This is a genomic window from Streptomyces sp. NPDC006711 (assembly GCF_042869775.1).
Lineage (GTDB): Bacteria > Actinomycetota > Actinomycetes > Streptomycetales > Streptomycetaceae > Streptomyces.
The window spans coordinates 32,559-58,060 of sequence record NZ_JBIAGO010000016.1 but is presented as its reverse complement, the minus strand read 5'-3'; the positions used below and the strand labels follow the sequence as shown (position 1 = coordinate 58,060).

Annotated in this window: 24 protein-coding genes and 1 riboswitch; of the genes, 17 read left to right on the top strand and 7 right to left on the bottom strand. The window is 70.3% G+C overall.

Annotated elements, in window-relative coordinates; all coding sequences use genetic code 11:
* The first annotated feature begins 177 nt into the window (after window positions 1–177).
* Window positions 178–534 carry an iron-sulfur cluster assembly accessory protein gene (locus ACFYM2_RS26725; RefSeq protein ID WP_030933606.1) on the top strand — a complete coding sequence of 119 codons (357 nt, stop codon included), beginning with the start codon at window positions 178–180 and terminating at the stop codon, window positions 532–534.
* Between the two features lie 128 nt (window positions 535–662).
* On the opposite strand, the gene ACFYM2_RS26720 is transcribed toward ACFYM2_RS26725, so the two are convergent.
* Both ACFYM2_RS26720 and ACFYM2_RS26715 read right to left on the bottom strand, forming a co-directional pair.
* Window positions 663–2,210 (bottom strand): hypothetical protein, encoded by a 1,548-nt coding sequence (locus tag ACFYM2_RS26720; RefSeq protein ID WP_388839728.1) that lies wholly within the window; start codon window positions 2,208–2,210, stop codon window positions 663–665.
* A gap of 115 nt (window positions 2,211–2,325) precedes the next feature.
* Complete coding sequence (locus tag ACFYM2_RS26715; RefSeq protein ID WP_350229883.1) at window positions 2,326–2,532, bottom strand: hypothetical protein; 207 nt, start codon at window positions 2,530–2,532, stop codon at window positions 2,326–2,328.
* A gap of 141 nt (window positions 2,533–2,673) precedes the next feature.
* On the opposite strand from ACFYM2_RS26715, the gene ACFYM2_RS26710 reads away from it, so the two are divergent.
* Window positions 2,674–3,648 (top strand): carbohydrate kinase family protein, encoded by a 975-nt coding sequence (locus ACFYM2_RS26710; protein WP_358995483.1) that lies wholly within the window; start codon window positions 2,674–2,676, stop codon window positions 3,646–3,648.
* Window positions 3,649–3,663: 15 nt separating this feature from the next.
* Here ACFYM2_RS26710 and ACFYM2_RS26705 read toward each other — a convergent pair whose 3' ends face one another.
* Complete coding sequence (locus tag ACFYM2_RS26705) at window positions 3,664–5,070, bottom strand: cysteine desulfurase/sulfurtransferase TusA family protein (protein ID WP_388839725.1); 1,407 nt, start codon at window positions 5,068–5,070, stop codon at window positions 3,664–3,666.
* Window positions 5,071–5,343: 273 nt separating this feature from the next.
* On the opposite strand from ACFYM2_RS26705, the gene coxB reads away from it, so the two are divergent.
* The 4 genes from coxB (at window position 5,344) to ACFYM2_RS26685 (ending at window position 9,841) form a co-directional block, all read left to right on the top strand.
* Complete coding sequence (coxB, locus tag ACFYM2_RS26700) at window positions 5,344–6,342, top strand: cytochrome c oxidase subunit II (RefSeq protein ID WP_388461594.1); 999 nt, start codon at window positions 5,344–5,346, stop codon at window positions 6,340–6,342.
* The gene (gene ctaD / locus ACFYM2_RS26695) at window positions 6,339–8,081 is read left to right on the top strand and encodes a cytochrome c oxidase subunit I (protein WP_328313356.1); all 1,743 of its coding nucleotides are present in this window, start codon (window positions 6,339–6,341) and stop codon (window positions 8,079–8,081) included. The genes coxB and ctaD overlap by 4 nt, the downstream gene beginning before the upstream one ends.
* Window positions 8,078–8,476, top strand: coding sequence for a cytochrome c oxidase subunit 4 (locus ACFYM2_RS26690; RefSeq protein ID WP_358995475.1), 399 nt, complete (start codon window positions 8,078–8,080; stop codon window positions 8,474–8,476). The genes ctaD and ACFYM2_RS26690 overlap by 4 nt, the downstream gene beginning before the upstream one ends.
* Before the next feature lie 111 nt (window positions 8,477–8,587).
* Window positions 8,588–9,841: an Ig-like domain-containing protein gene (locus ACFYM2_RS26685; protein ID WP_388839722.1), complete on the top strand. Its 1,254-nt coding sequence runs from the start codon at window positions 8,588–8,590 to the stop codon at window positions 9,839–9,841.
* A gap of 2 nt (window positions 9,842–9,843) precedes the next feature.
* Here ACFYM2_RS26685 and ACFYM2_RS26680 read toward each other — a convergent pair whose 3' ends face one another.
* Window positions 9,844–10,245, bottom strand: a complete 402-nt coding sequence (locus tag ACFYM2_RS26680) for a hypothetical protein (RefSeq protein WP_388839719.1) — start codon at window positions 10,243–10,245, stop codon at window positions 9,844–9,846.
* Window positions 10,246–10,432: 187 nt separating this feature from the next.
* Here ACFYM2_RS26680 and ACFYM2_RS26675 point away from each other — a divergent pair, with 187 nt between their 5' ends.
* From ACFYM2_RS26675 to ACFYM2_RS26650, 6 genes are all read left to right on the top strand, one after another.
* Window positions 10,433–11,053: a heme-copper oxidase subunit III gene (locus ACFYM2_RS26675; RefSeq protein ID WP_358995467.1), complete on the top strand. Its 621-nt coding sequence runs from the start codon at window positions 10,433–10,435 to the stop codon at window positions 11,051–11,053.
* Window positions 11,054–11,117: 64 nt separating this feature from the next.
* Window positions 11,118–11,927 (top strand): c-type cytochrome, encoded by an 810-nt coding sequence (locus ACFYM2_RS26670; protein WP_350229875.1) that lies wholly within the window; start codon window positions 11,118–11,120, stop codon window positions 11,925–11,927.
* A complete protein-coding gene (locus ACFYM2_RS26665; protein ID WP_358995464.1) occupies window positions 11,924–12,973 on the top strand; it encodes a Rieske 2Fe-2S domain-containing protein in 1,050 nt (349 codons plus the stop codon). The genes ACFYM2_RS26670 and ACFYM2_RS26665 overlap by 4 nt, the downstream gene beginning before the upstream one ends.
* Before the next feature lie 4 nt (window positions 12,974–12,977).
* The gene (locus ACFYM2_RS26660) at window positions 12,978–14,600 is read left to right on the top strand and encodes a cytochrome bc complex cytochrome b subunit (RefSeq protein WP_358995461.1); all 1,623 of its coding nucleotides are present in this window, start codon (window positions 12,978–12,980) and stop codon (window positions 14,598–14,600) included.
* A 173-nt stretch (window positions 14,601–14,773) separates the two neighbouring features.
* Window positions 14,774–15,838 (top strand): anthranilate phosphoribosyltransferase, encoded by a 1,065-nt coding sequence (gene trpD, locus ACFYM2_RS26655; RefSeq protein ID WP_388839716.1) that lies wholly within the window; start codon window positions 14,774–14,776, stop codon window positions 15,836–15,838.
* Between the two features lie 111 nt (window positions 15,839–15,949).
* A riboswitch (SAM riboswitch) is annotated at window positions 15,950–16,067 on the top strand.
* A gap of 245 nt (window positions 16,068–16,312) precedes the next feature.
* The gene (locus ACFYM2_RS26650; RefSeq protein ID WP_388839713.1) at window positions 16,313–17,740 is read left to right on the top strand and encodes an aminotransferase class V-fold PLP-dependent enzyme; all 1,428 of its coding nucleotides are present in this window, start codon (window positions 16,313–16,315) and stop codon (window positions 17,738–17,740) included.
* A 505-nt stretch (window positions 17,741–18,245) separates the two neighbouring features.
* Here ACFYM2_RS26650 and ACFYM2_RS26645 read toward each other — a convergent pair.
* Both ACFYM2_RS26645 and ACFYM2_RS26640 read right to left on the bottom strand, forming a co-directional pair.
* Window positions 18,246–18,527, bottom strand: coding sequence for an Lrp/AsnC ligand binding domain-containing protein (locus ACFYM2_RS26645; RefSeq protein ID WP_350229870.1), 282 nt, complete (start codon window positions 18,525–18,527; stop codon window positions 18,246–18,248).
* A complete protein-coding gene (locus ACFYM2_RS26640) occupies window positions 18,524–19,273 on the bottom strand; it encodes a rhomboid family intramembrane serine protease (RefSeq protein WP_388839710.1) in 750 nt (249 codons plus the stop codon). Before ACFYM2_RS26640 ends, ACFYM2_RS26645 begins: the two co-directional genes overlap by 4 nt.
* Before the next feature lie 155 nt (window positions 19,274–19,428).
* Here ACFYM2_RS26640 and ACFYM2_RS26635 point away from each other — a divergent pair, with 155 nt between their 5' ends.
* From ACFYM2_RS26635 to ACFYM2_RS26615, 5 genes are all read left to right on the top strand, one after another.
* Window positions 19,429–19,683 (top strand): hypothetical protein, encoded by a 255-nt coding sequence (locus ACFYM2_RS26635; protein ID WP_388839707.1) that lies wholly within the window; start codon window positions 19,429–19,431, stop codon window positions 19,681–19,683.
* A gap of 46 nt (window positions 19,684–19,729) precedes the next feature.
* Window positions 19,730–21,091: an NYN domain-containing protein gene (locus ACFYM2_RS26630; protein ID WP_388839704.1), complete on the top strand. Its 1,362-nt coding sequence runs from the start codon at window positions 19,730–19,732 to the stop codon at window positions 21,089–21,091.
* Window positions 21,092–21,365: 274 nt separating this feature from the next.
* Window positions 21,366–22,397 carry an NlpC/P60 family protein gene (locus tag ACFYM2_RS26625; RefSeq protein ID WP_358995449.1) on the top strand — a complete coding sequence of 344 codons (1,032 nt, stop codon included), beginning with the start codon at window positions 21,366–21,368 and terminating at the stop codon, window positions 22,395–22,397.
* Window positions 22,398–22,635: 238 nt separating this feature from the next.
* Window positions 22,636–23,664, top strand: coding sequence for an NlpC/P60 family protein (locus ACFYM2_RS26620; protein ID WP_358995446.1), 1,029 nt, complete (start codon window positions 22,636–22,638; stop codon window positions 23,662–23,664).
* A 16-nt stretch (window positions 23,665–23,680) separates the two neighbouring features.
* A complete protein-coding gene (locus ACFYM2_RS26615) occupies window positions 23,681–24,919 on the top strand; it encodes a hypothetical protein (RefSeq protein ID WP_358995444.1) in 1,239 nt (412 codons plus the stop codon).
* A 54-nt stretch (window positions 24,920–24,973) separates the two neighbouring features.
* Here the strand turns inward: ACFYM2_RS26615 and ACFYM2_RS26610 are convergent, their stop codons facing one another.
* The gene (locus ACFYM2_RS26610; protein WP_358995441.1) at window positions 24,974–25,501 is read right to left on the bottom strand and encodes a PadR family transcriptional regulator; all 528 of its coding nucleotides are present in this window, start codon (window positions 25,499–25,501) and stop codon (window positions 24,974–24,976) included.
* Between the last annotated feature and the right edge of the window lies 1 nt (window position 25,502).

Sequence of the window (25,502 nt, the reverse complement as noted above, 5' to 3'; positions counted from 1 at the left end):
CCCGCCTCGCCCCCTGAGATGTCCGGTCCGGTACGCCGTTGTCCACAGGCCTTTTCCCGCCTGCCTCCTTGTGTGCGAGCATGAAAGAGAAGAACCCGAAGCGCCCGGAATGAATCCGGGGCCCCGCCGGTTGCAACCGTCGGCAAGCAGTCTCCGTACAACCCGGGAGAGAAGCAGATGTCCGTATCGGACGAGACCACCACCGTGAGCGACGGCATCCTCCTGTCCGACGCCGCCGCCGCCAAGGTCAAGGGCCTCCTTGAGCAGGAGGGCCGGGACGACCTGGCGCTGCGCGTCGCCGTTCAGCCGGGTGGCTGCTCCGGCCTGCGTTACCAGCTGTTCTTCGATGAGCGCTCGCTCGACGGTGACGTCGTGAAGGACTTCGACGGCGTCAAGGTCGTCACCGACCGCATGAGCGCCCCGTACCTGGGCGGTGCCTCGATCGACTTCGTCGACACCATCGAGAAGCAGGGCTTCACCATCGACAACCCGAACGCGACGGGTTCCTGCGCCTGCGGCGACTCCTTCAGCTAAGCCTGACGCCGACGAGAAGGGCGGGTGCCCCCGGTTCACGGGGGCACCCGCCTTCGTCGTGCCCGGGCACCTGCCCGACGGGGCTCACGGGTACCCGCCCGGGTGGCGTCCGCGCGCACGCCGCTCGCTCACCTCTTCGGCAGCTCCTTGCCCGTGTCCGCGTCGGTCACCTTCCTCGCTCCCAGCGCCTCGTGCAGCTGCACCGACACGGTCTGCTGCTTGGCCAGGGCGACGCACATCTTCTTCGGGTTCTTGAGCTGCCCGGTCACCGTGACGCGTACCCCGTCGCCCGCCTCGTCGGCGCTCGCCGTGTACGTGTCGCACACTCCGCCCCAGAACGTCACGTCCAGGGTCCGTCCGTCCGGCGCGAGCGCGTAGGACTCCAACTGGCCATGGGTGCCCGGCGCCGTGGCGGAGCCGGACGGCGCCGGCACGGGGGCGCCGGTGGACGGCGGCGGGGGCTTGGTGATGTACGGCGGGGCCACCGCGGGAGCGGTGATCGTGAACGGCTGCCCCGCGTCCGGCTTCACCTGGAACAGCCAGGACGGTACGAGACTCGGTGTGCCGCCCACGGACTGCGCGGCCAGACCGAAGACCGCGCCGTCGACCGTCACGGTCGAGGGCGTGGGCGGCGGCTGGTCGCAGGGCTGCTTGATGGTGCCCTGCGGATCGCTCGGCAGCCGCCCCTTGGTGGGCTGCCCGTCCAGCGGCACCGGGGCCGCGCACTCCTTGGCCCTCGGCCGCCCGGCGCCATGGCTGTTGAGCTGGGCCAGCGTCTGGTCCGCGCCCATCACCGGATAGGTGGCGCCCTTGTCGAGAGCCTTCAACTGCCCGCTGCCGCCGACCACTTGACCGTCCGGGCCGACCTGGATGCCGGTCGTCCAGCCGTACGTGGGAAGCCCGCCGATCACCGGATCGGCGTTCACCACCCGGGCAGAGGCGAGGATTTCCTTGGCGTCCAGCTTGGCGTCGTCCTGGCCGAGCGCCTTGAGGACCGGGGCGGCGGCCGCCTTCGCCGCCTGCTCGCTGACCGGAGCGCCCCCGCTCGGAGCGCCGCCGCTCGCGGCGCCACCGGTGCCACCGCCGTCCGCGCCGGTGGTGTGCATCGGACACATCTTCCCCTTGGGGCAGTTGTCCGTGCCGCCGCTGCCGAACCGCGCGAACGACCAGGTGCCCGGCGCCTTGTGAGTGACCGTCAGCGTCGGCCCCGAGCCGTCCTTCGTCGCGCCCACCTTCCAGGTGCCGCCCTCAAGACGCGCCGCCCCGTCCACGCCGAGCGCCCGCGCCAAGCGGTGCACATCGGCCTCGCTCACCGTGCCGCGTGGCTGGTAGACGGATGCCTCGCCGGGCCCGCCGGGCAGCTTCACCGACGCCCGGTAGACCACCCCGTTGGGGTCGGGCTCGCCGGGCGCGATGCCGTTGCCGCCGCCGCTGCCCCGCGCGCCGCTCCCGCCGTCGCTCCCCGCCGCGCCCCCCTCGGGCGCGTTGTCGAGTGCGAGCGGGGGCGGAGCGCCGTCCTTGCCGGGCGCGGTGCCACCGCCCGAGGACGCCGTCGTGGCCCAGTACGCCCCGCCGCCGCCCACGGCCAGTACGGCCACGGCGGCCGCGGCGAGGACCAGGGCGGACCGCCGAGAACGCCGCTGCTGGGGCTCGTCCTGCGTGTGCTCGCTGCTCACCAGATCGCTCCTGTCCAGTCGTATCCCGCATCCCCTTGGCGGGGGACGGCGATTGGACGGAGCGGGGGAGCGCACGGTTCCCTCCGCGCGCCGCACCCCGCGCGATCAGGCCGTTTCAGTCCCCGTATTCGGACATGTCCGCGATCAGACGTACCGAGGAGGACGGAATGGTCACACCGTGGATGCGGGACGGCGGCACCGGCTCCGGCGCGGTCATGGCCGGCACCACCCAGTGCGGAGCCATCCGCGCGCAATCCCCGCGCAACCCCTCAAGACCCCGGTCCGTCGCCGCCGCCCGTCCGCCGTTCAGCTTGGTTTCCATGTCCGCACCGTACGCAGCACAGCGTCTGCGCAGAAAGACCTACTATTGGGTAGTTTCCGCCGGTCGGCCCGGCGGGGGCGACCCGGTAGCGTGAGCTGTCAACGCCCGCCCCTCCGCATTCTCATCAGGAGCGCCCCCGTCGTGCGTATCGCAGTCACCGGCTCCATCGCCACCGACCACCTCATGACCTTCCCCGGCCGATTCGCCGACCAGCTGGTCGCCGACCAGCTGCACACGGTCTCCCTCTCCTTCCTGGTCGACAACCTCGACGTACGGCGCGGCGGCGTCGGCCCCAACATCTGCTTCGGCATGGGCCAGCTCGGCGGCCGGCCGATCCTGGTCGGCGCCGCGGGCTCCGACTTCGACGAGTACCGCGCCTGGCTCGACCGGCACGGCGTGGACACCGGCTCGGTGCGGATCTCCGAGGTCCTGCACACCGCCCGCTTCGTGTGCACCACCGACGCCGACCACAACCAGATCGGCTCCTTCTACACGGGCGCGATGAGCGAGGCCCGCCAGATCGAGCTGAAGGCGGTCGCCGACCGCGTGGGCGGGCTCGACCTGGTCCTGATCGGCGCCGACGACCCCGAGGCGATGCTGCGCCACACCGAGGAGTGCAAGGCGCGGAGCATCCCCTTCGCGGCCGACTTCTCGCAGCAGATCGCCCGCATGTCCGGCGGCGACATCCGCACCCTGCTCGAGGGCGCGACGTACCTCTTCTCCAACGAGTACGAGAAGGGGCTCATCGAGTCCAAGACCGGCTGGAGCGACGAGGAGATCCTGGCCAAGGTCGACTACCGCGTCACCACCCTCGGCTCACGCGGGGTGCGCGTCGAGCGGACCGGCGCCGAGCCCATCGTCGTCGGCGTACCGGAGGAGGAGGCCAAGGTCGACCCGACGGGCGTGGGCGACGCGTTCCGCGCGGGCTTCTTGACCGGCCTGTCCTGGGGCGTGGGGCACGAGCGCGCGGCCCAGGTCGGCTGCATGCTGGCCACGCTGGTCATCGAGACCCTGGGCACCCAGGAGTACACGATGCGCCGGGCCGACTTCATGGACCGCTTCACCAAGGCGTACGGCGAGGAGGCCGCCGCCGAGGTGCGCGCCCACCTCAAGTAGGCCGCGCGGCGGCGGTCAGCCGACCCGGCGCACCCGGTAGGCGGTCCCGGCCGCCGCCGGGTGCTCGCCCAGGTACTCCTGGCCGCGCATCTCGCACCACGCCGGGATGTCCAGACGGGCCGCCTCATCGTCGGCGAGCACGGTCACCGTGCCGCCGACGGGCACGTTCCCGATGGCCTTCGCCAGCTCGATCACCGGGATCGGGCAGAGCCTTCCGAGCGAGTCCACCGTGAACTCGGCGCTGTCGGCGTCGGCGGCACTGCCGACGCCGACAGCGGGCCCGGCGGCCGCGGCCGGAGCCCCGAGCCTGGTCCGTACGGAGTCGACGACGCCGGGCAGCACCTCGATGAAGCGGTCGACGTCCTGCGCCGACGTGCCCAGCGGCAGCGACACCCGCACATTGCCCTCGCTCAGGACGCCCATCGCGCGCAGCACATGGCTGGGCGTCAGGGTGCTGCTCGTGCAGGACGAACCGGAGGAAACGGAGAAATCCGCCCGGTCCAGCTCGTGCAGCAGCGTCTCTCCATCGACATAGAGACAGGAGAAGGTGACCAGGTGCGGCAGCCGCCGCACGGGATCGCCCACCACTTCCACGTCCGGCACCAGCTCCGCGACCCGGCCCCTGATCCGGTCCACCAGGACCCGCAGGCGCGCACCCTCGGCCTGCGCGTCGGCCCGCACGGCCCGCAGCGAGGCCGCCGCCGCGACGACGGCCGGAATGTTCTCGAAGCCCGGAGCGCGCCCCGACTCCCGCTCATCGGCCGGGCCTTGGGGCGCGAACCGTACGCCCTTGCGCACCGCGAGCAGTCCGACTCCTGCCGGACCGCCCCATTTGTGGGCACTCGCCGCCAGGACGGACCAGCTGCCCTCGACCGGTCCCCACCCCAGCGACTGCGCCGCGTCCACCAGGAGCGGCACCCCCGCCGCCCGGCACACCTCGGCCACCTCGGCGACCGGCTGGACCGTGCCCACCTCGTGGTTGGCGGACTGGAGGCAGGCGAGCGCGGTGCCGGGGCGCAGGGCCGCGGCGTACGCGTCGGGGGAGACCCGGCCCGTACGGTCCACCGCGACCTCGGTGACCGTGCCGCCGTGCGACGCGTGGGAGGCGGCCGAATGGAGGACCGAGGAGTGTTCGACCGCGGACACCACCAGGTGCCGCCCGACACGCCGACGCCCGGACAAGGATCCGTAAATTCCCGCGTGCACCGCCTGGGTCCCCGAACCGGTGAAGCTGAGCTCGTCGGGGCGGCAGCCGACGGCCTCGGCGGCGGCCTCGCGCGCCGCGTCCAGGAGCAGCCGGGCGCGCCGTCCCTCCCGGTGGAGCCGGGCCGGATCGGCCCACCCCTCGTCCAGGGAGGCTTGCAGGGCCTGGTGGGCGACGGGGTGCAGGGGGGCCGAGGAGGCCGCGTCGAAGTAGGGCACGGCGCCACGCTAACCCCGGTCGGCCGGGCGGGCGCCGGTGGCCGGGGCGAGGGCCCGTCAGATGGCGGCCGGAGGCCGGGATTCCGCCGGGGCTCCACCCCTTCGGGGACTCGGACGGCGCGTTGGGCACCCTCCCCGCGCGACCCCAAATAGCGTCCAGTAGGGTTTGCTCCGCATAAACATCCAAACCCCTGCCCGTGTGCCAGGGCGGCGACCGACCAGCGAGACGGCCGTAGCCGACCACCGCGGGCGAGACTCTCGGGAAGGCGCTACGTGAGTCCCAACGGCTCCGACCTCCCCCGCTGCCTGGAAGGCGCGGGTGGTTCCCCCACGTCGAGGCGCCCGATGCGGCGGAAGCTGCCGCAGGTGCTGACTGCGGGCCTGGTCCTGGCGACAGCATCCGGTTGCTCGTACAACTGGAAAGACTTCCCTCGGCTTGGTATGCCCACTCCGGTGACGGACGAGGCTCCCAGGATCCTGTCCCTCTGGCAGGGCTCGTGGGCGGCTGCGCTCGCCACGGGCGTGCTGGTCTGGGGCCTGATCCTGTGGAGCGTCATCTTCCACCGGCGTAGCCGCACCAAGGTCGAGGTACCCCCGCAGACCCGGTACAACATGCCCATCGAGGCGCTGTACACCGTGGTTCCGCTCATCATCGTCTCCGTGCTGTTCTACTTCACGGCACGCGACGAATCGAAGCTCCTGGCCCTGTCCCCGAAGCCCGCTCACACGGTCAACGTGGTCGGCTACCAGTGGAGCTGGGGCTTCAACTACGTCGAGGACGTGCCCGGTGTGAAGGGCGACGCCAAGACGGACAAGAACCTGGACGCGATTCCGGACCGGTTCAAGAAGGACTTCCCCGCCAACGCGGGCGGTGTCTACGACGTCGGCATCCCCGGCACCCGTAACCCGCAGACCGGAAACCCGGGCCCGACCCTGTGGCTGCCCAAGGGCGAGAAGGTCCGCTTCGTGCTGACCTCGCGCGACGTCATCCACTCCTTCTGGATCGTGCCCTTCCTGATGAAGCAGGACGTCGTTCCTGGGCACACCAACTCGTTCGAGGTCACGCCGAACCAGGAAGGCACCTTCCTGGGCAAGTGCGCCGAGCTCTGCGGCGTCGACCACTCGCGCATGCTCTTCAACGTGAAGGTCGTCTCCCCGGAGCGCTACCAGCAGCACCTCAAGGAGCTGGCGGCGAAGGGCCAGTCCGGTTACGTGCCGGCGGGCATCGCCCAGACCGATCCCGCCAAGAACGCGGAGACGAACAAACTGTGAGCATCCTCAACGAATCTCAGGGTGCCGCGGCAGCAGACGACTCGTACGAGAACGAGCTGCCGGTCCGGCGCAAGCAGCCGGGAAACGTCGTCATCAAGTGGCTGACCACCACTGATCACAAGACGATCGGCACGATGTACCTGGTCACGTCGTTCGCGTTCTTCTGCATCGGCGGCATCATGGCGCTCTTCATGCGCGCCGAACTCGCCCGTCCCGGCACGCAGATCATGTCGAACGAGCAGTTCAACCAGGCGTTCACGATGCACGGCACGATCATGCTGCTGATGTTCGCGACGCCGCTGTTCGCCGGATTCGCGAACTGGATCATGCCGCTTCAGATCGGCGCGCCCGACGTGGCGTTCCCGCGGCTGAACATGTTCGCCTACTGGCTCTACCTGTTCGGCTCGACCATCGCGGTCGGTGGCTTCCTCACCCCGCAGGGCGCGGCCGACTTCGGCTGGTTCGCCTACAGCCCGCTGTCGGACGCGGTCCGCTCGCCGGGCGTCGGCGCCGACATGTGGATCATGGGTCTTGCCTTCTCCGGCTTCGGCACGATCCTCGGCTCGGTCAACTTCATCACCACGATCATCTGCATGCGCGCTCCCGGCATGACGATGTTCCGTATGCCGATCTTCGTGTGGAACGTCCTGCTGACCGGTGTGCTGGTCCTGCTGGCCTTCCCGGTCCTCGCGGCCGCGCTGTTCGCCCTGGAGGCGGACCGCAAGTTCGGTGCGCATGTCTTCGACGCCAGTAATGGCGGCGCGCTGCTGTGGCAACACCTCTTCTGGTTCTTCGGCCATCCAGAGGTGTACATCATCGCGTTGCCATTCTTCGGAATCATTTCCGAAGTGATCCCGGTGTTCAGTCGAAAGCCGATGTTCGGCTACAGCGGTCTGATCGGCGCCACCATCGCGATCGCGGGTCTGTCCGTGACCGTGTGGGCGCACCACATGTACGTCACCGGTGGCGTGCTCCTGCCGTTCTTCTCCTTCATGACGTTCCTCATCGCCGTGCCGACAGGCGTGAAGTTCTTCAACTGGATCGGCACGATGTGGAAGGGCTCACTGTCCTTCGAGACGCCCATGCTGTGGGCCGTCGGCTTCTTGATCACCTTCACCTTCGGTGGTCTGACCGGCGTCATCCTGGCCTCGCCGCCGATGGACTTCCACGTTTCCGACTCGTACTTCGTCGTCGCGCACTTCCACTACGTCATCTTCGGCACCGTGGTCTTCGCGATGTTCTCCGGATTCCACTTCTGGTGGCCGAAGTTCACCGGAAAGATGCTGGACGAGCGGCTTGGCAAGATCACCTTCTGGACGCTGTTCGTGGGCTTCCACGGCACGTTCCTGGTGCAGCACTGGCTGGGTGTCGAGGGCATGCCGCGTCGTTACGCGGACTACCTCGCGGCCGACGGCTTCACCGCGCTGAACACGATCTCGACGATCTCCTCCTTCCTGCTCGGCCTGTCGATCCTGCCGTTCCTCTACAACGTCTGGAAGACCGCCAAGTACGGCAAGAAGATCGAGGTCGACGACCCGTGGGGCTACGGCCGTTCGCTCGAATGGGCGACGTCGTGCCCGCCGCCGCGGCACAACTTCCTCACCATGCCGCGCATTCGCTCCGAATCGCCGGCGTTCGACCTTCACCACCCGGAGATCGCGGCTCTCGACCAGCTCGAGAACCACGGCGACGTCCACGGTGACAACATGCTCACCGGTGGCAAGGAGGCCGGGAAGTGAAGATCCAGGGCAAGATGTTCCTGTGGCTGTCCGCCTTCGTCCTGATCATGGCCATCGTGTATGGCGTGTGGTCGAAGGAGACGGCCGGAACCACCGCGCTCTTCATGGCCTTCGGCCTGAGCGTCATGATCGGCTTCTACCTGGTCTTCACGGCCCGGCGGGTCGACGTGGGCGCCCAGGACGACAAGGAGGCCGACGTCGCGGACGACGCCGGTGAGGTCGGCTTCTTCTCGCCGCACTCCTGGCAGCCGCTCGCGCTCGGCATCGGCGGCGCCCTGGCCTTCCTCGCGATCGCCATGGGCTGGTGGCTGCTGTACTTCTCGGCTCCGCTGATCCTGGTCGGCCTGTACGGCTGGGTGTTCGAGTACTACCGCGGCGAGAACCAGAACCAGTAGGTCCTTGGCACGCGCCGCACCCGAGGGGCCCCCGTCTCACCACGAGACGGGGGCCCCTCGTTTGCAGTCGTCCGACGCGCCGGATCTGATGAATCTTCATACCGTGTGGTCATGAGCCACGCACCGCGCATCCCCACCGTAGTGAGCTGCACCCTCCTGGTCCTGTCCCTCGGTGTGGGGGTCACGGGGTGCGGCGGGTCCCAGGGCAACCCGCTCTCCGCCAAGCCGTACGACGCGGCCGGACAGGTCGCGTACAACGGCCCGGACGGCAGCCGCAAGGCCGATCCGGACAAGCCCCTGGAGATCACCGCCAAGGACAAGAGCGGCCGCATCACGGACGTCACGGCCGTCGACGGCAACGGGCGCTACCTGGCGGGCGAGCTGACCGCCGACGGCACCCGCTGGCACTCCACCGCCCCTCTGGTGGCCGGCGCGCACTACACCGTGAAGGTCTCCACGGAGAACGAGGACGGCTCTCCGGGGCTGCGCACGCTGACGTTCGACACGGAGGCGGCCAAGGACGCCGTGGAGGTCGAATTCGGCCCGGACGCGGGCAAGTACGGCGTCGGACAGCCCATCACCGCGCAGCTGAGCAAACCGGTCAAGGACAAGGCCGCCCGCGCGATCGTGGAGCGGGCCCTGAAGGTCGAGTCCACCCCGAAGGTGGAGGGCGCCTGGTACTGGGTGGGCGACAAGGTGCTGCACTACCGGCCCAAGGAGTACTGGCCCACCCACGCCACCATCCGCGTGCACTCCAACCTGGAGGGCGTGAAGATCGCCGACAAGCTGTACGGCGGTCCCGCCAAGCCCCTGACGATCACCACGGGCGACCGCGTCGAGGCCATCACGGACGCCGCGGGGCACACCATGACGGTCAAGCGGAACGGAGAAGTGATCAATACCATTCCGGTCACCACCGGCAAGCCCGGATTCGCCACCCGCAACGGCGTCAAGGTGGTCCTGGGCAAGCAGTACTTCGTACGTATGCGCGGGACGACGGTGGGCATCTCGGCCGGCAGCTCGGACGCCTACGACCTGCCGGTGTACTACGCGACCCGGGTCACCTGGAGCGGCGAGTACGTGCACGCCGCGCCCTGGTCGGTGGGCTCGCAGGGCGCCGAGAACGTCAGCCACGGCTGCACCGGCATGAGCACCGGCAACGCCGCGTGGTTCTTCGAGAACATCAACGAGGGCGACATCGTCACCGTCGTCAACAGCATCGGCGAGGAGATGACGCCGTTCGACAACGGGTTCGGCGACTGGAACGTGTCGTGGGACAAGTGGCGCGAGGGCAGCGTCCTGACGGCCGACCTCAAGGCCGGGCAGAGCAAGGCGAACTCCGCCCGGCTGCGGCCGGGAGTGTGAGCTCAGGCACCCACGGCGAGGCGCCCGCGCAGCAGCGAGGCCAGGGCGTCCGCGAACTCGACCGGCTCGACGGGCAGCGTCACCGCGGCGTCCGCGCGGCTCCACGTGGCCAGCCAGGCGTCCTGCGGGCGGCCGATCAGGAGCAGCACCGGCGGGCACCGGAAGATCTCGTCCTTGAGCTGGCGGCACACGCCCATACCGCCCGCGGGGACCGCCTCGCCGTCCAGGACGCACACGTCCACACCGCCGCGGTCCAGCTCCTTGAGGACCGCCGGCAGCGTCGCGCACTCAAGGAACTTCACGGGCGGCACGTCCGAGGCGGGCCTGCGCCCGGCCGCGAGCCGGACCTGCGCGCGGGTGTTCGCGTCGTGGCTGTAGACCAGAACGGTGGCGCTCGACTGCATGGATCCTCCGAAGGTCCGGCGGCGTCGCCGGCGTTGGCTCATGAACCGATGCGCGGATGCTACTCCGTCCAACAGCCCGTCAACACCGGTTCGAGCAGCCCTTCGATGGGCCGTTCGGGCCCTGCATACGCCGCTGACACACCGAACGGCACCCCCCGGAGTGAGGGCGGGATAAGCGACCGACATAATGTCGGTCGTGGCGACAGCAACGACAGTAGAAACCGGGCACGCGCACCCGTCGGTCAATCGGCCGAACCTCACCAGCGTCGGAACCATCATCTGGTTGAGTTCCGAGCTGATGTTCTTCGCGGCCCTCTTCGCGATGTACTTCACTCTGCGATCGGTAACGGGTGCCGCGCATTGGTCAGAGATGGCCTCGTCCCTGAACATTCCGTTCTCGGCGACCAACACCACGATCCTGGTGCTCTCCTCCCTCACCTGCCAGCTCGGCGTCTTCGCCGCCGAGCGGGGCGATGTGAAGAAGCTCCGCACCTGGTTCACCATCACGTTCGTGATGGGTGCGATCTTCATCGGTGGCCAGGTCTACGAGTACACCGACCTGGTCAAGACGGACGGCCTCTCGCTGTCCTCGGATCCGTACGGTTCGGTGTTCTACCTGACCACGGGCTTCCACGGACTGCATGTGACAGGCGGCCTGATCGCCTTCCTGCTGGTTCTCGGCCGGACGTACGCGGCGAAGAGGTTCACCCACGAACAGGCGACCGCGGCGATCGTCGTGTCCTATTACTGGCACTTCGTCGATGTCGTGTGGATCGGCCTCTTCGCCACGATCTACCTGATCCAGTAACCGGACCCGTAGGTCCGCACCACATCCGCCATCGACGCAGAAGATCCTGACACCGGGGTAATCCGTGAAAAAGCTCTCCGCACGACGACGCCATCCGCTGGCGGCGGTCGTCGTCCTACTCCTCGCGCTGGCGGCCACCGGGGGGCTGTACGCCGCGTTCGCGCCCGCGGGCAAGGCTCAGGCTGACGAAACCGCCCAGTCCCTCGCCATCGACGAGGGCAAGAAGCTCTACTCCGTCGGCTGCGCCAGCTGCCACGGGACCGGCGGTCAGGGAACCTCTGACGGCCCCTCCCTGGTCGGCGTCGGCGCCGCCGCGGTGGACTTCCAGGTCGGCACCGGCCGCATGCCGGCGCAGCAGCCCGGCGCGCAGGTGCCGAAGAAGAAGGTCATCTACTCGCAGTCCGAGATCGACCAGCTCGCCGCGTACGTGGCCTCGCTGGGCGCCGGACCGAGCGTGCCGACCAACTCGCAGTACAACCCGAGCGGTGCGGACATCGCCAAGGGTGGCGAGCTGTTCCGCACCAACTGCGCCCAGTGCCACAACTTCACGGGTGAGGGCGGTGCCCTGACGAACGGCAAGTTCGCCCCCAGCCTGGAGGACGTGGACCCCAAGCACATCTACGAGGCCATGCAGACCGGCCCGCAGAACATGCCGTCCTTCCCGGACACGACGATGCCGCAGAAGCAGAAGCAGGACATCATCGCGTACCTGCACGCCGTGAACAGCGACAAGTCCGCCAGCCCCGGTGGTCTCAAGCTCGGCGGGCTCGGCCCGGTCAGCGAGGGTCTGTTCGGCTGGATCTTCGGTCTGGGTGCCCTCATCGCAGTAGCCATCTGGGTCGCGGCCCACACCGCTAAGGCCAAGAAGTCATGAGTAGCCAAGAGAATTCCGAGAGCCTGCCTGAAGCGCAGGCCACCGCGCACGGCGCGGTAGCGACCGCGGGCGACCCCTTCGCCGACCCGGGACTTCCGGCCCACAAGCCGCGCGTCCAGGACATCGACGAGCGGGCGGCCAAGCGCTCGGAGCGCGTGGTCGCGTTCCTGTTCCTCCTGTCCATGATCGCTACGGTCGGCTTCATCGCCTCGTACGTGATCTTCCCGGTCGACAAGATCGTCTTCATCTTCCCGTTCGGGCACGTCAGCATCCTCAACTTCGCCCTGGGTCTGACCCTCGGCGTGGCGCTGTTCTGCATCGGCGCGGGCGCGGTCCACTGGGCCCGCACCCTGATGTCGGACGTCGAGATGCCGGCCGAGCGGCACGAGATCGCGGCACCGCCGGAGGTCAAGGCGCAGGTCCTGGCCGACTTCAAGCAGGGCGCGGCCGAGTCCGGCTTCGGACGGCGCAAGCTGATCCGCAACACCATGTTCGGCGCGCTCGCCATGGTGCCGCTCTCCGGTGTGATGCTCCTGCGCGACCTGGGCACGCTGCCCGAGGACAAGCTGCGGCACACCATGTGGTCCAAGGGCAAGGCCCTGATCAACATGAACACCAACGAGCCGCTGCGTCCCGAGGACCTGCTGGTGGGCTCCCTCACCTTCGCCAAGCCCGAGGGCCTGGAGGAGGACGCGGAGGACTTCCAGACGCAGATCGCCAAGGCCGCCCTGATGCTCGTCCGGATCAAGCCGGAGGACATCAAGGACAAGCGCGAGCTCGAATGGTCGCACCAGGGCATCGTCGCGTACTCGAAGATCTGCACCCACGTGGGCTGCCCGATCTCCCTGTACGAGCAGCAGACGCACCACGTGCTCTGCCCGTGCCACCAGTCCACTTTCGACCTCTCCGACGGCGCCCGCGTCATCTTCGGCCCGGCCGGTCACGCCCTTCCGCAGCTGCGGATCGGCGTGAATGACGAGGGTTACCTCGAAGCGCTCGGCGACTTCGAAGAGCCCGTCGGTCCTGCCTTCTTCGAGAGGGGCTGACCTGATGACTGCGAAGGATTCACGCGAGCAGGCACCGGCCGGCGAGCGGATCGCGGACTGGGCCGACGGCCGGCTGGGGATCTACTCCCTGGCCAAGGCCAACATGCGCAAGATCTTCCCGGACCACTGGTCCTTCATGCTCGGCGAGATCTGCATGTACAGCTTCATCATCATCATCCTCACGGGTGTGTATCTGACGCTGTTCTTCCACCCGAGCATGAACGAGGTCGTCTACGACGGCTCGTACGTGCCGCTTCAGGGCATGCACATGTCCGAGGCGTTCAACTCGACCATGCACATCAGCTTCGATGTGCGCGGTGGTCTGCTGATCCGGCAGATCCACCACTGGGCGGCGCTGATCTTCCTCGCCGGCATGTTCGTGCACATGATGCGCGTGTTCTTCACGGGCGCCTTCCGCAAGCCGCGTGAGGTCAACTGGCTCTTCGGCTTCCTGCTGTTCGTCCTCGGCATGTTCACCGGCTTCACCGGTTACTCGCTCCCGGACGACCTGCTGTCGGGCACCGGTGTCCGCTTCATGGAGGGCGCGATCCTGTCCGTGCCGGTCGTCGGCACGTACCTGTCGTTCTTCCTGTTCGGCGGGGAGTTCCCCGGCGGCGACTTCGTGGCCCGGTTCTACTCGGTCCACATCCTGCTGCTGCCGGGCATCATGCTGGGCCTGATGGTCGCCCACCTGATCCTGGTCTTCTACCACAAGCACACCCAGTTCGCGGGTCCGGGACGTACGAACAAGAACGTCGTCGGCATGCCGCTGCTCCCGGTGTACATGGCGAAGGCGGGCGGCTTCTTCTTCCTGGTCTTCGGCGTCATCGCGGTCGTCGCGGCGATCGCCTCGATCAACCCGATCTGGGCGATCGGCCCCTACCGGCCCGACCAGGTCTCCACCGGCGCCCAGCCCGACTGGTACATGGGCTTCTCCGAAGGCCTCATCCGTGTGATGCCGGGCTGGGAGATCAACCTGTGGGGCCACACGCTCGTCCTGGGTGTGTTCATCCCGCTGGTGATCTTCCCGCTGGTCCTCGCGACCATCGCGGTCTACCCGTTCATCGAGTCCTGGGTCACCGGCGACAAGCGCGAGCACCACATCGCGGACCGGCCGCGCAACGCGCCGACGCGTACCGCGTTCGGTGTCGCGTGGATCACCTGGTACCTGGTGCTGCTCGTCGGTGGTGGAAACGACCTCTGGGCCACCCACTTCCACCTCTCGATCAACGTCATCACCTGGTTCGTGCGGATCGCGTTCTTCGTCGCTCCGGTCCTGGCCTTCATCGCCACCAAGCGGATCTGCCTGGGTCTTCAGCGGCGCGACGCCGAGAAGGTGCTGCACGGACGTGAGTCCGGCATCATCAAGCGGCTGCCGCACGGCGAGTTCGTCGAGATCCACGAGCCGCTGGACGCCGGTGCGCGCTACAAGCTCACCGCGCACGAGCAGTACAAGCCGCTCGACCTCGGTCCCGAGACCGACGAGAACGGTGTCACGCGCAAGATCTCGCGGGCGCAGAAGCTGCGCGCCAAGCTCAGCAAGGGCTACTACGGCGAGGGGAACCAGATCCCCAAGCCGACGGCCAAGGAGTACGAGGAGATCACCAGCGGCCACGGCCACCACTGATCTCCGCTTGACCTGACGGTCGCCACAACCGAGGCTCCGGCCCGGCCCCTTCGCGGGGGCCGGGCCGGAGTCTTTTTCCCGGCGTCCGCAGTGCGGGCACGGGCGCTGGGCGCCCGGCGCCTGTCGATAGGCTGACGGGCGGCATCCCGGCCGTCTGATTACCAGGAGCGAGCATGAGCGCTGTTACCCCCACCGGAGGCGACACCGTGGCGGCCCACTCCTGGCCGGGTGTCCTCGACTCGCTCCTGAACGGCGTCGACCAGAGCGAGGACGCGACCGCCTGGGCGATGGACCAGATCATGAGCGGCGAGGCGACGAACGCGCAGATCGCGGGGTTCATGGTCGCGCTGCGCGCCAAGGGAGAGACGGTCGCCGAGATCACCGGTCTGGTACGCACCATGTACGAGCACGCCCACCTGATCGAGGTGCCGGGCCCCAGCGTCGACATCGTCGGCACCGGCGGCGACGGCGCCAAGACCGTCAACATCTCCACCATGTCGGCGATCGTCGTCGCCGGGACCGGCGCCAAGGTCGTCAAGCACGGCAACCGGGCGGCCTCCTCCGCCAGCGGCGCCTCCGACGTCCTGGAGAAGCTGGGGGTCAATCTCGGACTGTCCCCGAAGCGGGTGGCCCAGGTGGCCCAGGAGGCCGGCATCACCATGTGTTTCGCGGTGACGTTCCACCCCGCCCTGCGCTATGTGGCCGCCGCGCGCAAGGAGTTGGGCATCCGCACCACCTTCAACGTGCTGGGGCCGCTCACCAACCCGGCGAAGGTACGGGCCCAGGCCACCGGCGTCGCCGACCCGAGGATGGCGCCCATCGTGGCGGGCGTGCTGGCCGAGCGCGGCTCCAGCGCGCTGGTCTTCCGCGGGGACGACGGTCTGGACGAGCTCACCACCACGGCCACCTCGCGGGTGTGGGTGGTGCGCGACGGCGCCGTGCGCGAGGAGCGCTTCGACCCGCGCGACGTCGGCATCGCGATCACCCCGATCGAGGCGCTGCGCGGCGGGGACCCCTCGCACAACGCGGAGATCGTCCGCCGGCTCCTGGCCGGCGAACAGGGCCCGGTGCGCGACGCCGTCCTGCTGAACTCGGCGGCCGCGCTGGTCGCCCTGGAGCCGGGCGAAGACCCGCTCGCCGGGCAGCTGGGCGCCGCGATGGCCCGGGCCGCCGAGGCCATCGACTCCGGGGCGGCGCAGCGCACGCTGGAGCGCTGGGTGGCCGCGAGCAACGCCTGAGCCGCAGCTGCCGCGACCCAATGATGTGACCCAATGATGTGACCCAAGGCGCAGTCCGGATCGCGGACTGCGCCTTGCGCACGTGGTGACGTGTGGCAGGATGCTGTCCAAGGTCATGAGTGACAGCGATTTAGGCCCCGGCTCGCTGTCCGGCAACCCTCCGTCCGTGGCGGGGTGCCCCGGGTGAAGACCAGGTCGTGGGCAGCAAGGCCCACGGCAAGCGCGGACCCCTGGACATCGCGTGATGTCACAGCCCTGGGGTCCTGGTCCTCAAGGGAGCAGTCTCGTGAGCAAGCGAATGCGATAGGGCGTATCCGCCCCTTCTCCACCCTCCTCCGCGCGGCCCCTTCGCGTCGCGTGTCCGAGGACAACACCCGTATGCGGCACGCCAGTCGACCCCTTTCTCATCAGGGGCCGCGCCGCCGTACCCGGGGTCAGAAGCCAACTCGCCTTGCCCTGCTGGGAGATACCGCCATGTCCGCACGCCCCGCCACCGCCGCCCACGCGCCTTCCGCCTCCTCCGCGTCCTGCGCCTCCTCGGCCTCCTCCATCTCCGAGCCCGCCGAGCCCTGCTGCGCGGCGCCGCTCGCGGTGCTCGGCCGCGATGTCACCGTGCCGCTCGTCACCGGCGGCGAGGTCGTCTACGCGGCCCTCGACTACGCGGCCAGCGCGCCGGCCCTCCAACGGGTCTGGGACGACGTCGCCGCGTACGCCCCCTACTACGGCAGCGTGCACCGAGGGGCCGGCTACCTCTCGCAGCTCTCCACCGACCTGTTCGAGAACAGCCGCGTGACGGTCGCGGAGTTCCTTGACTGCCGCCCCAGCGACCAGGTCGTCTTCACCCGCTCCACCACGGACTCGCTCAACCTGCTCGCCCGCGCGCTCCCCGCCGGCTGCCAGGTCTTCGTCTTCGAGACCGAGCACCACGCCTCGCTGCTGCCCTGGCAGGACGCGCGGGTGACGTATCTCGACGCGCCGCGCACCCCGCGCCAGGCCGTCGAGACGCTGGAGCGCGCGCTCGCCGACCGGGACCCCTACGGGCCCGCGCTCGTCTGCGTGACCGGCGCGTCCAACGTCACCGGTGAGCTGTGGCCGGTCAGGGAACTCGCCGCCGCCGCGCACGCGCACGGGGCGCGCATCGTGCTCGACGCGGCTCAGCTCGCGCCCCATCGCCCCGTCTCCGTACGGGAGTTGGACGTGGACTGGGTCGCCTTCTCCGGGCACAAGCTGTACGCGCCGTTCGGCTCGGGCGTGCTGGCCGGCCGGGCGGACTGGCTCCAGGAGGCGGAGCCGTACCTGGCGGGCGGCGGCGCCTCCAAGCGGGTCGCGCGGCGTGAGGACGGCGGGGTGCACGTCGAGTGGCACACCACGGCCGCGCGCCACGAGGCCGGCTCGCCCAATGTCATCGGCGTCTACTCCATCGCCTCCGCGTGCAAGGCGCTGACCGAGGCGGGGTTCGACGCGCTGGTCGAGCGGGAGCGGCACCTGATCGCGAAGGTCCGCGCGGGTCTGGCGGAGGTCCCCGAGGTGCGGGTCCTGTCCCTCTTCGGGGACGACGCGCCCCGGGTCGGGGTCATCTCCTTCGTGGTCGACGGCTGGAACAGCTCGCACTTCGCGGCGGCGCTGTCGGCGGAGTACGGGATCGGGGTGCGCGACGGGCTCTTCTGCGCCCACCCGCTGGTGCGGACGCTGCTGGGCAGCGAGCCGGGGGACCCGGGGGAGTGCGGGGCGCCGGAGGCGGAGCCGGGGGAGCGCTCGCTGAACGCGATCCGGGTCAGCTTCGGCGCGGGGACGCCGGATGAGCATGTGGAGCGGTTTGTGCGGGCGGTGGGGGAGTTGGTCCGGGACGGGGCGGCGTGGCAGTACCACACGGAAGCCGGCCGCTGCGTCCCAGCCACCTGACCCACCCGGCCCCCCTGGGGCTCCGCCCCAGACCCCGTTCGCGCTGAACGCGCTCGTCCTCAATCGCCGGACGGGCTGGGGTTGCCGGCGCAGGCCAGCACGGACCCCGTCCAGGGGCGCGGGGAACTGCGCGAGAAGCGCCAACGGCCCGCAGCCGAGCTCCCTGGGGCTCCGCCCCAGACCCCGATCGCGCTGAACGCGCTCGTCCTCAATCGCCGGACGGGCTGGGGTTGCCTGAATGGGCCAGCACGAGCCCTGCCCCAGGACAGCCACGCGGGCCGGCACCAACCCCGCCAGGGGCGCGGGGAACTGCGCGAGAAGCGCCCACGGTCCGCAGCCGAGCTCCCTGGGTCTCTGCCCCAGACCCCGTTCGCGCTGAAGGCGCTCGTCCTCAATCGCCGGACGGGCTGAGGGTGCCGGTGTGGGCCGGCACCAGCCCCGTCAGGGGCGCGGGGAACTGCGCGGGGGGTGGGCCCGGACCGAAGGCGTGTGACCCCCGGAGGGGCTACGCGTCGAGGCCGATCGCGAACGCCGCCTCCAGATCGTGCTGGGAATACGTGCGGAACGCCACATGCGTATCCGTCCCCTCGACCCCGGGAATCTTGCTGATGCGGCCGGGGATGACATCCGCGAGGTCGTCGTGGCGGGCCACCCTGACCAGCGCGATCAGATCGTACGTACCGGTCACCGAGTACACCTCGCTGACGCTGTCCAGCGCCGCGATGGACTCCGCGATCTCGGGAATCCGGTCCACGCTGGTCTTGATGAGCACGATCGCGGTGATCACGGCTGGCTTTCTCCCTCGGTGGCGGCCGGACCCGCGGGCTTCACGGGCTTTCGGGGTTGCACTCTATCCGCCCCCCGGAAACGGCCCCACGCGTACAGGAAGCCCAGGCCGAAGCCGACGAGATGGGCGAGATAGGCGACCCCGGGCCCGGACGACGCGCCCCGGATCGCCAGCCACTGCAAAGCGAACCAGAAGACGAGCACGATCCACGCGGGAAACCGCAGGGGAAGGAAGAGCAGGAAGGGGAAGACGCTGGTCACCCGGGCCCGGGGGAAGAGGTAGAGGAACGCGCCGAGTACCGCCGAGATCGCCCCGGACGCCCCCACCAGCGTCTGATCGGAATCCGCGTGCGCCACCGCGTACCCGAGCAGGGCCAGATAGCCCGCCAGGAGGTAGAACAGGGCGAACTCGATCCGGCCCACGCGCTCCTCGGCCATCGCGCCGAACACGTACAGGAACAGCATGTTGCCCAGCAGGTGCAGCCAGCTGCCGTGGACGAAGAGCGCGGTGAGGGGCGTGAGCAGGGAGTGCGGGCGCCCCGCCATCAATTCGTCCGGTACGACGCCCCAGCGTGCGAAGTAGTCGCTCTGGGCGCTGAGGATCGCGTCGCCGGTGCCGTAGCCCGGGTCCAGGCCGGAGACCGGGCTCAGCGCGAAGAGCAGACAGCACGCGGCGATCAGCCCGTACGTCACGGTCGGGCCCCGTACCGCGCCCCTGACGATCGCCGCTCCCCGCCACCTGATCATGGGGAGAGAATGGCCTAAAGGGAGCTTTCGGTACAGACCGCCTCGCCGTGTCGGCGGCCGACGGGTAGGCCGTAGGGTTGCGGGCAGTACTCCCGCAGTTCGATGGCGCACCGCGAGATCCTGGACCATGGAAGTGGAAAAGAGGGCGGCACCACATGACCACCGTTCCCCAGCCGACCACCGAAACCCGGTGGCGCTGCACGCTCTGCGGAAACCTCACCCGTTTCGATGTCACCCGTTCGTCGAAAGTGATCGAGTACGTCCATCTGGACCTCGCCGGGGAGCCCAAGGTGGAGGAACGCGAGGTGGTCAGTGAGACCATCGAGTCGGTCCGCTGCCGCTGGTGCAACGCGGTGGACCAGATCGAACTCGTGGACCGGCCGGATGCCGACTCGGCGACCGCTTCCTGAGAGGCGGCCGTCCGGGCGGCACGCATGACAGTTGGGGTGACGGATTGTGGAGCATGCAAGCGGCGCTGAACCGGCCGCTGCGGCCGATGACGGCCCCGCCGAGGTGCTCGACCGCCCGCTGCCCGAAGCGGTGCGGCGCCGGGTCGTCGCCTTCGTGTCCGAGGCGTTCGGCGGCCTGACCGTCGCCGAACTGCCCGGACAGCTGCGCCAGTACGCCCGTTTCACGCCGACCAGGCGCGCCAAGTTCGCGGGCAACGCGATGGCCGCGGCCCTGGAGGGCGAGCCGGTGTTCCGCCAGCGCATCGGCGAACGCCTCAAGGAGTCGCAGCCCGAGCTCGCCGGCGCCGTCGAGGCCGGCTCGCCGCCCGCCGCCGCCGACCCGGTGGACGTGGCGGCCGTCGCCTATGTGCTGCGCCCGGTGGGCTGGGTCAAGCTGGTCGCGGCGGCCGGCGAGGAGGCCCAGCGGGCGTTCGCCGAACGGGCCGAGGAGGAGGGCCGGCGCGAGCTGGAGCGGCTGCGCGAAGAGCTCGCCGAGGCACGCGCCCTGATCAAGTCCGAGAACGAGACGCTGCGCGCGGAGCTGCTGGCCGCCCGCAAGGAGGCGGAATCGCTCCAGCGCAAACTCCGCAGCGCCCAGAGCGATGTGAAGCGCGGCGAGGCCGCCCTGCGCAAGGTCGTCTCCGAGATCGACGGGGCGAAGGCCGAGGCGGCCGCCCAGGTGGCCGCGGCCGAGAGCGAGACACGGCGGCTCAAGACGCGTCTCGGCGAGGCGGAGGCGGGCCTGGAGGCGAGCCGGCGCGCGGTGCGCGAGGGGCGTTCGGTGGAGGACATGCGGCTGCGGCTGCTCCTGGACACCGTCCTGGAGGGCGCCCAGGGCCTGCGTCGTGAACTGGCCCTGCCCCCCGCCTCCGTACGCCCCGCCGACACCGTGGACGCGGTCGCGCCGGGCACCATGTCGCCCAAGGACATCGCGGCCCGCGCCCTGTCCGAGACCGACCCGGCCCTCCTGGACCAGCTGCTCGGGCTGCCCCAGGTGCATCTCCTGGTGGACGGGTACAACGTCACCAAGACCGGCTATCCGACGATGCCGTTGGAGAAGCAGCGGCTGCGCCTGCTCGGCGGGCTCTCCGTGCTCGCCGCCCAGACGGGCGCCGAGGTCACCTGTGTCTTCGACGGCGCGGAGCTGGCGGCTCCGGTGCTGCTCGCCCCGCCCAGGGGTGTGCGGGTGCTGTTCTCCAAGCCAGGCGTGACCGCCGACGAGCTGATCCGTCAGCTGGTGCGGGCCGAGCCGTCGGGGCGTCCCGTGGTGGTCGTCTCCACGGACAAGGAGGTCGCGGACGGCGTCGCCAAGGCGGGCGCGCGCCCGGTCGCCTCGCTGCTGCTCCTCAAGCGGCTTTCACGGATCTGAGGCTTAACGGGCGTTCTGCAACTCCTGTGTTCAATGCCCGAATTCGGGTGATCGCCGCCGAGCGCTCCGTCAAGTGCCCGCTACTGCGCGTGGGATGACAGTAAAGAATCCTCTCGGTGACCGTCTTTTTCGCCATCAGGATTTGAACTGATCACAAGAAGGTCACTAGGGTCGGGGCTCGTACCTTCATGCGGTTGATCACTCGTTCGGGGTGTCCATGAAGGTCCCGCCGACTCGCGCCGTTCGGCGGCAGAGGAAGAAGGAGCTCGCCTTCGTGGGGTCCCACCGTCGTCCCAAGCCCGCGAGCCGCACTCGTGTGACCGTGCTCAGCGCCACCGCCGCCGCGGTCGTGGCCCTCACCTCGCAGGCCGCCCAGGCCGACCCCAAGCCCACCAAGGACGAGGTCAAGAGCAAGGTCGACAAGCTCTACGACGAGGCCGAGCAGGCGACCGAGGCGGCCAACGGCGCCAAGGAGAAGCAGGGCCAGCTCGAAAAGCAGGTCAACGAGATGCAGGACAAGGTGGCGCGCGGCCAGCAGGACCTCAACGCCCTGCGCGGCACCCTCGGTTCGATGGCGGCGGCCCAGTACCGCTCCGGCGGCATAGACCCCTCGCTCGCGCTCTTCCTCTCCTCCAACCCGGACGACTTCCTCGACAAGGCCTCCGCGCTCGACCAGTTGAGCAGCACGCAGGCCGAGGCCCTTCAGAAGATCCAGGCCAAGCAACGCACCCTCACCCAGGAGCGCAAGGAGGCCCAGGACAAGCTGAAGGACCTCGCCGACACCCGCGCGGTGCTGGACGCGAAGAAGAAGGAAGTCCAGGGCAAGCTCGCCGACGCGCAGCAGCTGCTCAACTCGCTGACCGCGCAGGAGAAGGCGGCGCTCGCCGCCGACACCACGCGGGCCAACACCGCCGGCACCACCGAACGCCCCGACCTCGGCAAGGACGTGCCGGCCTCGGGCGTCGGCGCGGCCGCCCTCGCGGCGGCCCAGACCCAGCTGGGCAAGCCCTACAGCTACGGCGCGACCGGCATGGCGAGCTGGGACTGCTCGGGTCTGACGGGATACGCGTACGCCCAGGCCGGTGTCCACCTGCCGCGCACCTCCCAGGAGCAGGCCACCCGGGGCACCCGGATCGGCCGCGGCGACCTCAAGCCCGGCGACCTCGTGCTCTTCTTCGGCGACCTGCACCACATCGGCCTGTACGCCGGCAACAACATGGTGCTGCACGCCCCGCACACCGGCGCGGTCGTGCGCTACGAGTCGATCAACAACATGCCCTTCCAGTTCGGTGTGCGCATCGGCTGACCGCCTTCGCCTTCGTCAGCGCCCGACACCGCCCAAACGGGCGAATCGCGGCACCCGTCGCTGACGCGACGCCCCGCCGGTGACCTGTGTTCTCCGGCGGGGCGTCACTGTGTGTGGGCGGGGCGGTCGTTGGCCCGCGGGTATCCGCCCGGTTACTGTCCGGCGTGCGGTTTCCCCGGTGACTCGCCGCCCGCCCGGGCGGCAGGGGCCGCACGCAGTGCAAGGGAGTGCGGCATCCGTGGCGTCCCATCGCCGGCCTACTCAGTCGGGCCTGACCCAGAGCGCCCGCGTCACCGTCCTTTCCGCGGCGGCCGCGACGGCCGCGGTCGCCTTCGTGGCACCCGGCGCGAGCGCGGCCCCGCACGAGCCGGCCCCCACGGGGCAGGCCGCGGTCGACCGGCTCTTCGCGCAGGCCGAGCAGGCCACCGAGGAGTACGACAAGGCCGATGAGCACGCCGAGAAGCTGCGCGTCGAGGTCAAGCACGCGCAGGACGCCGTCGCGCGCGGCCAGGAAAAGATCAACCGCATGCGGGGCGCGCTCGGCGCGATCGCCGGGGCGCAGTACCGCTCGGGCGGCATCGACCCCGCGCTCGCACTGCTCCTGTCCTCCGACCCGGACACCTATCTCGACCGGGCCCTCACCTTCGACCGGCTGAGCGAGCGCCAGAGCGGCGAGCTGCGCGAGCTCCAGCGGGAACAGAGCCGGCTGGCACAGCGGCGCGCGCAGGCGTCCCGCACGCTCGCCGAGCTCGAACACAGCCGCACCGAAGTGGCGCGGCACAAGCGCGCGGTGGAGTCGAAGCTGGCCCAGGCGCGCCGGATGCTCAACGCGCTGCCGACCGCCGACCGCGCCGCCTTCGACCGTTCCTCCCGCTCCGGGCGGGGCGAGGCGCCCCCGCTCTCCGGCTCGGCGCCCGCCTCCTCGCGGGCCGCGGCGGCCGTCATGGCGGCCCGCTCGGCGGTCGGCAAACCGTACATCTGGGGCGCCAACGGGCCCTCCGGGTTCGACTGTTCGGGCCTGATGCAGTGGTCGTACGCGCGCGCGGGCGTCGGCCTGCCGCGCACCTCGCAGGAGCAGCGCTACGCCGGCCGTCAGGTGCCGCTGTCCCAGGCGAAGCCCGGGGACCTGATCGCCTACCGGCACGACGCCAGCCACATCGCGATGTACGTCGGCAACGGCCAGGTCGTGCACGCCCCCTATCCGGGCGCCCCGGTGCGCTACGACCCCGTCGGGATGATGCCCATTTCCTCGGTGACGCGGGTGTGACCGTACGATCGGCGGCGTGGCAGGTCAGGGACGCGGGCGCGGACGAAGAGCATGGCGTGGCCGGGCGGCGGGGTGCGCGCTCGCCGTGCTGCTGTCCGCCTCGGGGTGTTCGGCGCCCGGCCACGCGCCCGACGCCACCACGGGCGCGGTGCAGCGGGTGCTCGACCGGCGCGCGACGGCCGTCCTCAAGCACGACGCGGACGGTTACCTCGCCGTCGTCGACCCCGGCGCGAGCACCCTGCGGACGGCCCAGCGCGCGGAGCTGGCCAACCTCACGAAGCTGCCGCTCACGTCGTGGACGTACCAGGTCACCGGCGTCCAGCGGCACGGTACGACGGCCACCGCCTCGGTGGACCTGCGCTACCGGATCCAGGGCTACGACACCGCGCCCGTGACCACCGCGCGCACCCTGACCCTCGGCCGGCGCGGCGCCACCTGGTACGTCACCGGCGACCGGCCCGCCGACGGCGCCGCCCAACCGCTGTGGCAACAGGGCCCGGTCACCGTCGTACGCGGCGCCCACTGCCTGATCCTTGGGGTGGGCCAGGATCTCGCGAAGCTGCGGTCGATCGCGGCGGCGGAGGACGCGGCGGTGCCCTCGGTGTCCGAGGCCTGGCCCGGCACATGGGCCGGCCGGGTCGTCGTCCTGGTCCCCTCATCCCTGGACGCCATGGGCGCGCTGCTCGGTTCGCCCGCCGCCTCCTACCGGGGCATCGCGGCCGTCACCACGGGCGAGGCGGGCGGCGCGGGGGCCGCGCCGGCGGACCGGGTGATCGTCAATCCGGAGGCGTACGCGGTCCTCGGCGACCTCGGCCGCGAGGTCGTCCTCACCCACGAGACCACCCATGTCGCCACCCGCGCGCACACCTCGCCCGCCACTCCGATGTGGCTCTCGGAGGGGTACGCCGACTGGGTCGGCTACCGCCGCACCGGCCGTACCGCGTCCCAGGCCGCGCCCGAACTCCAAAGAGCCGTCCGGGCCGGCGGCCTCCCCGCCGACCTGCCCACCGACGCCGACTTCGGCTTCAGCGGCGGCGCGGACCGGCTGGCGCGGGCGTACGAGGGGGGCTGGCTGGCGTGCCGGATGATCGCGTCCCGCTGGGGTGAGGGGGCGCTGGCCCGCTTCTACACGCAGGTCGGCGACCAGCCCCGCCGGGAGGGCGCGACGGAAAAGGCGCTCTCCGATCAACTGGGCCTGTCCCCAAGGGAGTTCACGACCCAGTGGCGCGCGTACGTCCGCGCCCAGCTCTCCTGACCAACGCGGCGCCCGGGCCGTCCACGCGCCGCGCCGGGCCGCCCGCCGTGGGCGTCAGGCGGTGGTGAGGCGGTCGATGGCCTCGGTCAGCCACGCCCTCTCCTCCGCCGAGGTGGCGCGCGCGATGCGCAGCATGCCCTGACGGAAGAGGTCGCCGGCCTGTTCGGCCGCGACGGGCTCGCCCTCGCGGTAGAAGAAGCTCGTCGGGGTGGCGAGGAAGGCCTGGCGCCTGCGCAGGACGGCTGCCTGCTCGGCGGGGTCGGGCAGGTGCCGCAGGAAGGCCAGCAGGGTGAAGAACCGCTGGCCGTCGGTGATGTCGCCGTCCTTCGGGTGCCGCAGCCGCGCCAGGAGGTCGGCGCGGCCCGCGTCGGTGAGCGAGAGGATCCGCCGGGGCGCCGCCCCGCTGCCCGGCCCGGTGCGCTGGTCGAGGGCGCCGGCCTTCACGAGCCGGGTGATCGCCGGGTAGAGCGCCCCGTCGCTGACGGGCCGGATGTGCCCGCTGAGCCCCTTGATGCGCTCCTTGAGCTCGTACCCGTGCAGGGGCTCCTCGTACAGGAACCCCAGGATCGACAGCTCCAGCATG

What these genes read in the sequence shown, in the direction of transcription:
- ACFYM2_RS26640 (WP_388839710.1), bottom strand. Translation starts at nt 19,273, where the DNA reads ATGATCAGGTGGCGGGGAGCGGCGATCGTCAGGGGCGCGGTACGGGGC.
- ACFYM2_RS26650 (WP_388839713.1), top strand. Translation starts at nt 16,313, where the DNA reads ATGTCCGCACGCCCCGCCACCGCCGCCCACGCGCCTTCCGCCTCCTCC.
- ACFYM2_RS26675 (WP_358995467.1), top strand. Translation starts at nt 10,433, where the DNA reads ATGTCGGTCGTGGCGACAGCAACGACAGTAGAAACCGGGCACGCGCAC.
- trpD (WP_388839716.1), top strand. Translation starts at nt 14,774, where the DNA reads ATGAGCGCTGTTACCCCCACCGGAGGCGACACCGTGGCGGCCCACTCC.
- ACFYM2_RS26665 (WP_358995464.1), top strand. Translation starts at nt 11,924, where the DNA reads ATGAGTAGCCAAGAGAATTCCGAGAGCCTGCCTGAAGCGCAGGCCACC.
- ACFYM2_RS26635 (WP_388839707.1), top strand. Translation starts at nt 19,429, where the DNA reads ATGACCACCGTTCCCCAGCCGACCACCGAAACCCGGTGGCGCTGCACG.
- ACFYM2_RS26725 (WP_030933606.1), top strand. Translation starts at nt 178, where the DNA reads ATGTCCGTATCGGACGAGACCACCACCGTGAGCGACGGCATCCTCCTG.
- ACFYM2_RS26660 (WP_358995461.1), top strand. Translation starts at nt 12,978, where the DNA reads ATGACTGCGAAGGATTCACGCGAGCAGGCACCGGCCGGCGAGCGGATC.
- ACFYM2_RS26715 (WP_350229883.1), bottom strand. Translation starts at nt 2,532, where the DNA reads ATGGAAACCAAGCTGAACGGCGGACGGGCGGCGGCGACGGACCGGGGT.
- ACFYM2_RS26680 (WP_388839719.1), bottom strand. Translation starts at nt 10,245, where the DNA reads ATGCAGTCGAGCGCCACCGTTCTGGTCTACAGCCACGACGCGAACACC.
- ACFYM2_RS26610 (WP_358995441.1), bottom strand. Translation starts at nt 25,501, where the DNA reads ATGCTGGAGCTGTCGATCCTGGGGTTCCTGTACGAGGAGCCCCTGCAC.
- ACFYM2_RS26685 (WP_388839722.1), top strand. Translation starts at nt 8,588, where the DNA reads ATGAGCCACGCACCGCGCATCCCCACCGTAGTGAGCTGCACCCTCCTG.